Consider the following 11,441-nt stretch of genomic DNA (forward strand, 5'->3'; position numbering starts at 1 on the left):
AGGGATGTCGAGGGTCGCGCGCGCGGGTTCAGCCAGTCCAGCAGAGGCCATGTGCCACCTTTCAAGATGCGTGGGACCGCAAGGAGCTGCGGCTGAAACGGCACGATATGCCTGAAGCGGCCCAGGCACAAGAAAGCCGGCGGCGAGGGAGGGGCGCCGCCGGCTTTCAACGATCCCTCGGGTCAGTGGATCGTCTCACTCGCTATCGAATAGCGGGTGGTCGCCGTGCCGCCTTCGGGGCAGCAGGTGAGGCGGGTCCATTCGGTGCGCGCCTTGGCTTCGCACTCAAAGGGTCCGGCCATCTTCTCCGTGCCCGGGATGAGCGCGCTGAAATCCGGATCCTCATATTCTCCCCCGATCACCCAATAGCGTCTGGTCATGGTCGGTCTCCTCTATTCCGCAGCGACGGCGGTGATGAACTGGTCGGCCTCGGTCGATTCGGCGAGCGCGGTGGTGGATGCCTCGCCGCCCGACACGGTCTGGGCGACCAGGTCGAAATAGCCTGTACCGACCTCGCGCTGGTGGCGGGTTGCGGTGTAGCCCGCCGCCTCGCTCGCGAACTCGGCCTGCTGGAGCTCGGAATAGGCCGCCATGCCGCGGTCCTTGTAGCCGCGGGCGAGTTCGAACATGCCGTGGTTGAGCTGGTGGAAGCCCGCCAAAGTCACGAACTGGAACTTGTAGCCCATCGCGCCGAGCTCGCGCTGGAATTTGGCGATCGTTTCCTTGTCGAGCTTCGCCTCCCAGTTGAACGAGGGCGAGCAATTGTATGCCATCATCTTGCCCGGATGCGCCTTCTGCACCGCCTCGGCGAAGCGTTTGGCGTCGTCGAGGTTCGGATGACTCGTCTCCCACCAGAGGAGGTCCGCATGCTCCGCAAAGGCGATGCCGCGCTTGATGCAATGATCGACGCCGGTGCCTTCCTTCAGGCGAAAGAAGCCCTCGGGCGTCCGCTCGCCGGTGAGGAACTCATGGTCGCGCTCGTCGACATCCGAGGTGATCAGCTTGGCGCTCTCCGCGTCGGTGCGGGCGATCAGCACGGTGGGGACGCCGCACACGTCGGCCGCAAGCCGCGCCGCGTCGAGGTTGCGGATGTGCGCCTGGGTGGGGATCAGCACCTTGCCCCCGAGGTGACCGCACTTCTTCTCGGAAGCGAGCTGGTCCTCGAAGTGAACGCCCGCGGCGCCCGCTTCGATATAGGCTTTCATGATCTCGAAGCAGTTCAACGGCCCGCCGAAGCCCGCCTCGGCATCGGCGACGATCGGAACGAACCAGTCCCGCTCCGCGCCGCCCTCGGCATGCTCGATCTGGTCGGCGCGCTGCAGCGTGCGGTTGATCTTGCGACACAGCTCCGGCCCGGCATTGGCGGGGTAGAGCGACTGATCGGGATACATGGCGCCGGCCGTGTTGGCGTCTGCCGCCACCTGCCAGCCGCTCAAGTAGATCGCCTTCAGGCCCGCGCGGACCATCTGCATCGCCTGGTTGCCCGAGAGAGCGCCGAGCGCGTTCACATAATCCTCGCTCTTCAGCAGCTCCCACAGCCGGTTCGCGCCGCGCCTGGCGAGCGTATGCTCGATCGGAACCGAGCCGCGCAGCCGCTCCACCTCGGCCGCGTCGTAAGGGCGCCTGATGCCGTCGAAGCGGTCCGCTGTTGCTGGGACGAATTCGCTGAAGTCGCTCATTGAAGGCTCACCCTTTCGTTCTGGTTCTTGAGCAGTGAACGACGAAAGGGAGGCTAGGGGAGCGGCGAAAAGGGTCGCCGTGTCACAACGCGACTTGCGACTTCTGTGAATCTTTGACAATATCACAGACGTGGCTGCCGAGCGAAAATTATACCTTGGAGGACGTCTCCGCCGCCTGAGGCGAGAGCTGGGCATCAACCAGAGCGCGATGGCGGCCGAGCTCGGCATGAGCCCCAGCTACCTCAACCATCTCGAGCGAAACCAGCGCCCGCTCACCGCGCAGGTGCTGCTCCGCCTCGCCCGATCCTACGACATCGACCTCAAAAGCTTCACCGCCGAGGGCGAAGGCACCGGCACCGAGGATTTGGCCGAGATCTTCGCCGATCCGATGTTCAGCGACATCGGCGTCCCGCGCTACGAATTGCTCGAAGTGGCCGACAACGCGCCCTCGGTCGCCGACGCGATCTCGCGGCTCTACACGGCGCTGGTCGAGCGTCGGCAGGCGCCGCAGGGAGCTAATCCGGACGAGGAGGCCACCCATGTGACGCCCGAAAGCTGGGTCCGCGATCATATCCAGGCCCAGCGCAACTATTTCGGCTACCTCGAGGAGGCGGCGGAGACTCTCGCCGGAGCGCTCGGGGACCGCTCGGCGGTGCCCGCCGGGCTCGCCAGGCGGCTGAAAGAGGGCTTCGGCGTCGAGACCCGCATCGTTCCGCCTGAATTGCTCGATTTTGCCAGCCAGCATTACGATTATCACCGCAAGCGGCTGATGCTCTCCTCGCTTCTGCGCTCCGAAAGCCGCACCTTCGGCACCGCCTACCAGCTTGCCTTGTTCGAGTTCCGCCCGCTCATCGCGCGGATGCTGGAGAGCGCCGCACCGCCCGACGTGCCGACGCGGCGCCTCCTCCACATGTCGCTCGCCAATTACGCGGCGGGCGCGATCCTGATGCCCTATGCGGACTTCCTCGCCGCCGCCGAGCGCCACCGCTACGACATCGACCGGCTCTGCGCGGAATTCGGCGCAAGCGTCGAACAGGTGGCGCACCGGCTGACGACGCTCGGCCGCTCCGGCGCGCGCGGCATTCCCTTCTTCATGCTGCGCGTCGATGCGGCGGGGAACATCTCGAAGCGCTTTGCGGGCGAGAGCTTCCCCTTCTCCCGCTTCGGCGGCACCTGCCCGCGCTGGAACCTCCACGCGACCTTCCAGACGCCGGGCCGGGTTGCCACGCAGATCGTGGAGACGCCGGACGGGCAGCGATTCTTCACCATCGGCCGAACGGTGGACCGCGCCGTTCGCCTCGATCCGCGAGAATCCTCGCAGCTCGCGATCGGCCTCGGCTGCGACGTCAAGCACGCGCCGAAGATCGTCTATGCGGACGGGCTCGACCTCTCCGAGCCCTATGTGACCCCGATCGGCCCCGCCTGCTCCATCTGCCCCCGCATCCGCTGCCCCCAGCGCGCCGCGGCGCCCGCCGGCCGCACACTGATGGTCAACGAGATGCAGAAGACGATCTCGCCCTACCCCTTCCTCGGCGGCTAGACCGCCCGCGGAACGCGCAGCTGGCCGATGGGGCAGTCGAGCGCCGCCCGGTCCCATCCTCCCAGGTCCGCCGCGGCGGCGTAGGTGCTTTCGAGGAACGCGAGCACCGCCGCGTCGGGATCGTCGCTGGTGCGCACCGCTTCGTATTCGAGCACGAACTCGCCAAGCGCCTCGTCGTAGCGGGCGCTCTCCGGCCGCACCTCGGCTCCGGCGAAGCCCTCCGGCGCCGGATAGGCATAGGAATAGAAAAGCGGCGTGCCGCCGTTCGCGCCGCCCGGCCAGAAGCCGGCGCTCGACACTTCGTGGCTATAGGCTTCGCGCGTCACTGCGTCGGGCAGATGCGGGATTCCGCCGGGGTGGAGCGGCGCCGGGCGGCCGGAGAAGCGGGTCACGGCGAGGTCGAGGGCGCCCCAGAAGAGGTGCACGGGGCTCACCTTGCCTAGAAAGGAGGAGCGGAACAGGCGGAACAGCCGATCAGCGTTGAGCAGCGCGCGGTGCAGCCGCTCGGCGCTATCCCGGTCATAGGCGCGCGGCTCCCGATCCTCTTCGAAGGGAAGCGGCGGCTCCACCTCATTGGGGCGCCCATGGATCGCAAGCTCGATCCCCGCCTGCTTCAGCATCGCCATCGCCTCGGCGTGGAACTCGGCGACCGACATCCGCCGGATCGGCACCTCTCCGCCGGCGCCGCCTTCGAGCAGCAGCCGGTGCCCGATCAGATCGAAGGCGAGCTCGAACGTGCCGCCGCCCAGGTGGATCGGCTCCGTCCGGAACCCCCGCGGCGTCATGTGCAGCGTCGCATGCCAGCCGTGGTTCCGCCACGGCAGAGCCGCCACTGCGACCTTCCCCGCCACCTGGGAGAAGACGTGCAGCGCCGCGATCGTCGGCCCGTCCCGCGCCTCGCTCAGCTCCGGCCAGTCCGATGTGGCCATGTCCGCCTCCCCCTTTGAGCCTGCTTATGCCACCGATTCGCCGGATCCCGAGGGTTTCATTTCCGCGCCCCTTTCGTCTAGGAGCCCGGCCATGTCCGATCTGGAAAGCATGAGCAGCGACATCCTCGGCCGCATCGAGGCGGCGGGCGACCTCGGCGCGCTCGAGGCGGAGCGCGTTTCGGCGCTCGGCAAGCAGGGCGCGGTGACGCAGCTCCTGAAGACGCTTGGGAGCATGACGCCCGAGCAGCGCCAGGCCGAAGGGCCGCGTATCCACGGGCTCCGGGAACAGGTGACCGCCGCCATCGCATCCCGGAAGGCGGCGCTGGAGGCGGCCGAGCTGGAGCGGAAGCTCGCCACCGAGATGCTCGACATGACCCTGCCAGTGCGGGCGGGTCCGCAGGGGACGGTGCACCCGGTTTCGCAGGTGATGGACGAGCTCGCCGAGATCTTCGCCGACATGGGCTTCTCGGTCGCCACCGGCCCCGAGATCGAGGACGACTGGCACAACTTCACCGCCCTCAACATTCCCGAAAGCCATCCGGCGCGGGCGATGCACGACACCTTCTACTTCGACCGCACGGACGCGGATGGGCGGAAGATGCTGCTCCGCACGCACACCTCGCCGGTGCAGATCCGGACGATGGTGAACCGGAAGCCGCCAATCTACATCATCGCTCCCGGCCGCACCTATCGTTCGGACAGCGATGCCACGCACACGCCGATGTTCCATCAGGTGGAGGGGCTGGTGATCGACCGCGGCATCCATCTCGGGCACCTCAAATGGACGCTCGAGACCTTCCTCAAGGCCTATTTCGAGCGCGACGACATCGTGCTTCGCCTGCGGCCGAGCTACTTCCCCTTCACCGAGCCTTCGGCGGAGGTGGACGTCGGCTACACGGTGCAGGACGGGCGCCGGGTGCTCGGCGGCTCCGACAAGTGGATGGAGCTCCTGGGCTCAGGAATGGTGCATCCGAAAGTGATCGAGGCCTGCGGGCTCGATCCCGAGGAGTGGCAGGGCTTCGCCTTCGGCTGCGGCATCGACCGGCTGGCGATGCTTAAATACGGCATGGACGACCTCCGCGCCTTCTTCGACGGCGATATACGCTGGCTGAAGCATTACGGCTTCGCAGCGCTCGATGTGCCGACGCTCAGCGGAGGAGTGGGCGCATGAAGCGGCTCATCTCCCCTCCCTGGAAGGGAGGGGCCGGGGGTGGGTGCGGCGCGAAGCGTCGCCCTGCCGCTCCCCAGCGTCTTCGCCGGGATCGACACGCCTCAGCCGCACCCACCCCTGACCCCTCCCTTTCCGGGAGGGGAGGAACACTCCTATGAAATTCACGCTTTCCTGGCTGAGGGAGCATCTGGAGACGGATGCAAGCCTCGAGCAGATCCTCGAGAAGCTCACTGCCATCGGCCTCGAGGTCGAGGGCGTCGAAAACCCCGCCGAGAAGCTTGCACCCTTCACAATCGCCCGCGTGCTCACCGCCGAGCGCCACCCGCAGGCGGATAAGCTCCAGGTGCTGAGCGTCGATGCGGGTACCGGCGAGGCGATCCAGGTGGTCTGCGGGGCTCCAAATGCGCGGGCCGGCATGCTCGGCGTGTTCGGAGCTCCCGGCGCCTACGTGCCGGGGAGCGATCTGACGCTGAAGGTGGCGGCAATCCGAGGCGTAGAAAGCCGCGGGATGATGTGCTCGATCCGCGAGCTGGAGCTGGGCGACGAGCATGACGGCATCATCTCCCTTCCCGAGGACGCGCCGGTGGGAGCGCGTTATGCGGAATGGGCTGGCCTCGACGATCCGGTGATCGACGTCGCGATCACGCCCAACCGGCAGGATGCGATGGGCGTCTATGGAATCGCCCGCGATCTCGCCGCCGCCGGCCTCGGCACTCTGAAGCCGATCGAGGTGGAGGAGATCGCAGGCTCGTTCGCCCCGCCGATCGAGATCCGCACCGACGATCCGCAAGGCTGCCCCGCTTTCTACGGCCGCGTCGTCCGCGGCGTCCGTAACGGCGCTTCGCCCGCCTGGCTCCAGCAGCGGCTGAAGGCCGTCGGCCAGCGCCCGATCAGCGCGCTCGTCGACATGACCAACTACATCATGCTGAGCTACGGGCGCCCGCTTCACGTCTACGACCTGGCGAAGCTCCAGGGCGCCCTCGTCGCCCGCCGCGCGAAGGCCGGCGAAGAGGTGCTTGCGCTGAACGGCAAGACCTACGCTCTCGATGAGACGATGACGGTGATCGCCGATGATACGGGCGTGCACGATATTGGCGGTATCATGGGCGGCGAGCATGCCGGCGTCACCGAGGCGACCACCGACATCCTGATCGAGTGCGCCTATTTCGATCCGGAGCATATCGCCCGCACCGGGCAGAAGCTCGCGCTCACCTCCGACGCGCGCACCCGCTTCGAGCGCGGCGTGGATCCGGAATTTCTCGAAACTGGCCTTCAGCTCGCGACCCGGATGGCGGTGGATCTTGCAGGCGGGGAGCCGTCGGAGGCAATCCGCGCAGGGACTCCGCCGGCGCTCGACCGGACGGTTCAATACCGGCCCCGGCGGACGGCGGAGCTTGCCGGGGTAGACGTGCCGGAGGAGCTCCAGCGCAACATCCTTCAGCGGCTCGGCTTCGGCGTAAGCGGCGGAGATACCTGGGAAATCAGAGTCCCTTCGTGGCGTCGTGACGTCATCGGATCGGCCGACATCGTCGAGGAGGTGATCCGGATCGAAGGGCTGGACGCGGTGCCCTCGACGCCGCTCGACCGTGCCCCCGGCGTCGCACGGCCGACGGCGACCGCAGAGCAGCTGCTCGAACGCCGGGTCCGCCGCACCGCCGCCGCGCGCGGGCTCAACGAGGCGGTGACGTGGAGCTTCATCTCCGAAGCCGAAGCGGCGCCGTTCGGCGGCAGCGCCTGGATCCTCTCCAACCCGATCAGCGAGGAGATGAAGGCGATGCGGCCCTCGCTCCTCCCGGGCCTGCTCGCCGCCGCCCGCCGCAACATCGCGCGCGGGGCAACGAGCGTTCGCCTGTTTGAGATCGGCCGACGCTATCTCGGCGACACGGAGCGGCCGACGCTCGGCCTCGTCCTTTCCGGCGACCGCTCGCCGCGGCACTGGCGGAGCGGCAAGGCCGAGGGGTTCGATGCCTATGATGCCAAGGCCGAGGCGATGGCGATCCTCGCCGCCGCCGGAGCGCCCGTGGACAATCTCCAGGCGCTTGCCGGCGCTTCCGGCGTCTATCACCCGGGCCGCTCGGCCCGGCTGTCGCTCGGCCCCAAGAATGCGCTCGCCGAATTCGGAGAGCTCCACCCGTCGACCCTGAAGGCGTTCGACCTCGACGGCCCCGTGGTTGCAGCGGAAATCTTCCTCGACGCGATCCCGCAGAAGCGCGGCGCCGCGCGGATGCGCGAGGCCTATCGTCCGCCGGCGCTGCAGGCGGTCACTCGCGATTTCGCTTTCCTGGTGCCCGCCGGCCTCAATGCCGACCAGCTGCTCCGCGCGGTGCGCGGCGCCGACAAGGCGGCGATCACCGGCGTCAGCCTGTTCGACGTCTTCACCGGGCAGGGCGTGCCCGACGGGCAGAAGTCGCTTGCGGTCGAGGTGACTCTCCAGCCGGGAGAAAAGAGCTTCGGGCAGGAAGAACTCGAAGCGATCTCCTCGCGCATCGTCGCTGCGGCCGCGAAACTTGGAGCTACCCTCCGCACATAGAGTTTAGTCTGGATTCACCTTTCCGGCCCAATCCATGATCGTTGCTTGATTGGCGGCAGTAAACGCGATGGCCGCATTAGCTTTCTGCGGAACCTTCAGCTCTGCCGAGTGAATCCCATATGCGACGTTGCCGGGAGTTCCATCCTGCTTCAGCGCGAGCAGCGGCGCTCCGCTGGCTCCTTCAGTGACGTCGATCTCGTGGCGCAGGAAGTCTTGATCGCGTTCGATTACCTTACCCTTCGCCGCCCACATCTCGCCGTTCTTGTCTCCGGAATAACCCGGGATCATGAACTCTCGACCCTGGATCCCACTGCTCATCTCAGCGAGCCCGATCATGTTGCCGCTGATCTCGAAGGCGAGTCTTCGCGGCAGAATGATCGCGCCGATATCGTTCTGACGCCAAATCGCCGGTTTGTTCGAATCGATAAAGGACTTTATCACTACCAGGCTGTTCTGCGTCGCGGGAACATTCCGGCTTCCAAACGGGGCGTTGCGGCCGTCGAAGGCTGGCGCGATATCCACCCGGGCAACCCATTTGTTCTTCTGAGGGGCGTCCCGCCTGTACAGGACATGCCCGCAGGTGACGATGCAAGTAGGGCTGATGAGGAACCCTGTCCCTCGGCCACTTACCTTCGTCTCCCCCTCCATGTACGTTTCGAGATAGCAAATATAGGCGAAGGGCGCGACCTTGGTCTTTGCAACTTTGACTCTGTCTTCATTCCCAAAAACGTGACCGAGTGGTGGCATCTTCTCGTCGCTCATCGCCGTCCTCCGCTCTGATGATGCCTGGATCATTGCACGTTTGCCGGAAGAGACAAAGCACTGGTGACAGCCTTCGGATCATCGCGCGTTGCCGCCCGAATAGTTGCGGACGGAGTGCCCCGATCACTGCGTCTGGACGTCCTCACCGCTGCTCGAATAGGCGCCGTCCAGCCAGGCGATGACCTCCTCGGCGGCGGGATGGGCGAAGGCGGCGTAAATCCCCTGGAGCTCGGCACGGCGATCATTGGATATCCGGTCCAGCCCCCGATCCTGGAAGCTCAGCAAGTCCGCCTCCAGCCGCCTTGCCAGATCCTCGCCGCAGACCGCCGTCGCCGCCGCCCGAAAGGCGGCACCGTAGCGATAATCGGTGCCTTGCTCGTAGCTCGCGGCCAGGGTCAGCGCCGGGATCAGGCTCAGCAGCGGCTGCGAGGCCGTGTTGATGCCGTGGGCGGCGACGAGCGGGCCGATTGCCGCCGGTCGGCCGGTAAAGGCGCGGAGGTGGAGATGCTGGGACATGATCGCGCCGTCGTTCACCGGATAATTATCCCACAGGAACGGCCGCCGCCGGATCGTCTCCGCGACCCGCTCGAGATGGCCGGGCGAGAATTCGCGTGAGCAGACCTCCTCGCCCGTCCACATGATCTCCACCGCCGGATCGAGCAGCCGCCCGAGCGTCTCCAGATATCCCTCCGGCCGCCGTCCGAAGGCGCGGTCGAGCACCGGATCGTCGGAATAATAGCTCGGGCAGCAGAGCAGGCGCGACGCGATCCCCCGCGAGGCGGCGAAGTCCACGATCTCCGCCTGGATCCCAGCGAGGCCTTCGACGTCGCCCCTCATGTCGTCGAACAGGATTGCGAGATCGTCGATCCCGATGCCGGAGAGGGTGTCCAGCTTCGCCCGAAGCGCGCCCCGCCAATCCCCCTCCGGCGCAAGATGAAGCTCGAACGGGGTAAGCCCGACTCCGAAGCGGACTGCGGCGTCGCGGCACTGCGCTGCGAGGCGCGCGATCGCCGCCAGCTCAGCCTCCGGGTGCGGCTCCCGCCATCGGCGACGCAGGAAGGGGTCGGCCTTGGGCGCATAGAGGAAGAAGCCGTAGCCATGCGGCGCGAGGAAGCGGACCACCTGCGCACGTGCTTCCCAGCTCCACGGGCGGCCGAAAAAGCCCTCGATGATGCCGAGCTCGGGGGTCACGCCGCATCGTCCAGCGCGTTGATGGCCGTGTGGACCCGGGCCTCCGTCTCCTTGCGCGGAAGGCCGGGCGGGATCGGCTCGCCGAAGCGGAAGGTCACGGTTCCGGGCCGCTTCACCCAGCTGCGCCGCGGCCAGACGACGCCGCTGTCGAGCGCGAGCGGGACCACCGGCACTCCGAGCGCCTTGTAGAGCCCGGCGAAGCCCGGCTGCAGGGGCGGCTGTTCGCCCGGCATCACGCGCGTGCCTTCGGGGAAGATGACGATCGGCCGGTGCTGGGCGAGCACGGCCTGCGCGGCGGCGAGCATCCGCCGGAGCGCCGGAGCGCCGCCGTCGCGGTCGACGGGAATCATTCCGTAGAGCTGCGCCACCCTGCCCCAGCCGGGAAGGTCCGCAAGCTCCCGCTTCAGCACCACCGCGGGATCGTTCAGCAGCCGCACCACCTCAAGCGTCTCGTACATCGACTGGTGCTTGCCCGCGACCAGCACCGGCCCCGTCGGCATTTCGCCCTCGACGCGGGTTCGGATGCCGAGGATGAGCTCCGCGCACCAGCGGTGCCACCACACCCAGAAATGAACCATCGCGAACAAGGGCCGCCGCCCGAGCACCGCCGCCGGCAAGGCCAGCAGCACCGCGACCACGCTCATCGGGTAGAAAGCGAGTGCGAACAGCGCCGATCGGAGCGCGTTCATCAGATGCCGACGATCACCGCCGCGCGGCGAAGAAGATATTTGTTATACTCGGTGAAGAGGGTGGCGAAGCGGGGTTTAGACTGAATCGCGTCCGGATAGACGTTCACGGCGTCGCCGGCCTGGCGGGCGAGCTCGAACCCGGCCCTCGGCATGTGCCAGTCGGTGGTGACGAGCCGGACTGTCTTGAACTTCTGCTTCTTCAGCCAGCGCGTCGTCTCTTCGGCATTGGAGCGGGTATCCACTGCCTCCCGCCCGAGATCGATGCAGCATTCGAACAGATCCTGGTTCTTGCCGTAGCGCGCGGCGAGCTCACGCGGACGGACGGTCCGGGCGACGCCCGAAATCAGCATCCGCCGCGCCTTGCCCTGCTCCAGGAGATCGAGCCCGCGCTCGAGCCGCTTGGCGCCGCCGGTGAGGACGACGATGCCGTCGGTGGTCCGCTCGTCGCCCGCCTTGGGCAAAAGCACCGCAAACGATGCATAACCGAGCGCGTAGAGCAGGATCAGGAAGGAGAGAGTGCGCGAAATCACAGAAGCCGACCCAATGCGCGGAGGATGGTGGCGCGCGCAACCAGCATCGCGAGGAATACGCCCGCGACCGGGAGCGCGACCAGGATCGCCCAGCTCGCGGCCGGGAGCCCGGCGGATCCGAGCAGCTCCGATCCGAGCGCTCCGACGCGGTTGCCGATGAGGACGAGCACCAGCGAGGCTGCGGACAGGCCGAGCGCGCCGCCGAAGAGGGCGTCGAGCGCGATCCGGCGCTGGAACAGCCTGGCAACCTGGACGTCGGTCGCGCCCATCAGGTGGAGCACCTCGATCGTGCCACGATGCGTGTCGAGCGCCGCCCGCGCGGCGAGCACCACGGTCGCGGCCGTCGCTCCCACCATCAGCAGCACGAGCCCGCCCGCCAGCCACTTCAGCGCCTGGATGAGCTTGGCGAGCGGCGCCAGC

The 11,441-nt window shown here is 67.3% G+C and carries 11 protein-coding genes; 3 read left to right on the forward strand and 8 right to left on the reverse strand.

All coding sequences use genetic code 11. The annotated features are described in order from the left end of the window. Positions 1 to 182 precede the first annotated feature (182 nt). Positions 183 to 380, reverse strand: coding sequence for a DUF4170 domain-containing protein (locus tag VF662_RS12265; RefSeq protein ID WP_464141575.1), 198 nt, complete (start codon positions 378 to 380; stop codon positions 183 to 185). Between the two features lie 12 nt (positions 381 to 392). Then, complete coding sequence (gene aceA / locus VF662_RS12270) at positions 393 to 1,679, reverse strand: isocitrate lyase (RefSeq protein ID WP_464141577.1); 1,287 nt, start codon at positions 1,677 to 1,679, stop codon at positions 393 to 395. Between the two features lie 130 nt (positions 1,680 to 1,809). Between aceA and VF662_RS12275 the strand changes: the two genes are divergently transcribed. Then, positions 1,810 to 3,219, forward strand: coding sequence for a helix-turn-helix domain-containing protein (locus tag VF662_RS12275; RefSeq protein WP_464141579.1), 1,410 nt, complete (start codon positions 1,810 to 1,812; stop codon positions 3,217 to 3,219). Here the strand turns inward: VF662_RS12275 and VF662_RS12280 are convergent. Then, complete coding sequence (locus VF662_RS12280; protein ID WP_464141582.1) at positions 3,216 to 4,148, reverse strand: DUF5996 family protein; 933 nt, start codon at positions 4,146 to 4,148, stop codon at positions 3,216 to 3,218. The two genes, VF662_RS12275 and VF662_RS12280, sit on opposite strands and share 4 nt — an antisense overlap. 91 nt (positions 4,149 to 4,239) lie before the next feature. Between VF662_RS12280 and pheS the strand changes: the two genes are divergently transcribed. Together pheS and pheT are read left to right on the forward strand one after the other, a co-directional pair. Continuing rightward, the gene (gene pheS, locus VF662_RS12285; protein ID WP_464141586.1) at positions 4,240 to 5,319 is read left to right on the forward strand and encodes a phenylalanine--tRNA ligase subunit alpha; all 1,080 of its coding nucleotides are present in this window, start codon (positions 4,240 to 4,242) and stop codon (positions 5,317 to 5,319) included. A 154-nt stretch (positions 5,320 to 5,473) separates the two neighbouring features. Continuing rightward, positions 5,474 to 7,849 carry a phenylalanine--tRNA ligase subunit beta gene (gene pheT / locus VF662_RS12290; RefSeq protein WP_464141588.1) on the forward strand — a complete coding sequence of 792 codons (2,376 nt, stop codon included), beginning with the start codon at positions 5,474 to 5,476 and terminating at the stop codon, positions 7,847 to 7,849. A gap of 3 nt (positions 7,850 to 7,852) precedes the next feature. On the opposite strand, the gene VF662_RS12295 is transcribed toward pheT, so the two are convergent. The 5 genes from VF662_RS12295 to VF662_RS12315 form a co-directional block, all read right to left on the reverse strand. Continuing rightward, complete coding sequence (locus VF662_RS12295; protein ID WP_464141590.1) at positions 7,853 to 8,611, reverse strand: trypsin-like serine peptidase; 759 nt, start codon at positions 8,609 to 8,611, stop codon at positions 7,853 to 7,855. A 123-nt stretch (positions 8,612 to 8,734) separates the two neighbouring features. After that, entirely contained in the window at positions 8,735 to 9,802 is a 1,068-nt protein-coding gene (locus tag VF662_RS12300; protein ID WP_464141592.1) for a beta-N-acetylglucosaminidase domain-containing protein, read from the reverse strand. Then, on the reverse strand, positions 9,799 to 10,491 hold the full coding sequence (locus tag VF662_RS12305; protein WP_464141594.1) for a lysophospholipid acyltransferase family protein: 693 nt from the start codon (positions 10,489 to 10,491) through the stop codon (positions 9,799 to 9,801). The genes VF662_RS12300 and VF662_RS12305 overlap by 4 nt, the downstream gene beginning before the upstream one ends. Beyond that, positions 10,491 to 11,021 carry a YdcF family protein gene (locus VF662_RS12310; RefSeq protein WP_464141596.1) on the reverse strand — a complete coding sequence of 177 codons (531 nt, stop codon included), beginning with the start codon at positions 11,019 to 11,021 and terminating at the stop codon, positions 10,491 to 10,493. The genes VF662_RS12305 and VF662_RS12310 overlap by 1 nt, the downstream gene beginning before the upstream one ends. Next, on the reverse strand, positions 11,018 to 11,441 hold a 424-nt coding region (locus tag VF662_RS12315; RefSeq protein WP_464141598.1), incomplete at its 5' end, for a cell division protein FtsX. The genes VF662_RS12310 and VF662_RS12315, both read right to left, overlap by 4 nt.

The organism is Allosphingosinicella sp. (genome assembly GCF_036387215.1).
Lineage (GTDB): Bacteria > Pseudomonadota > Alphaproteobacteria > Sphingomonadales > Sphingomonadaceae > Allosphingosinicella.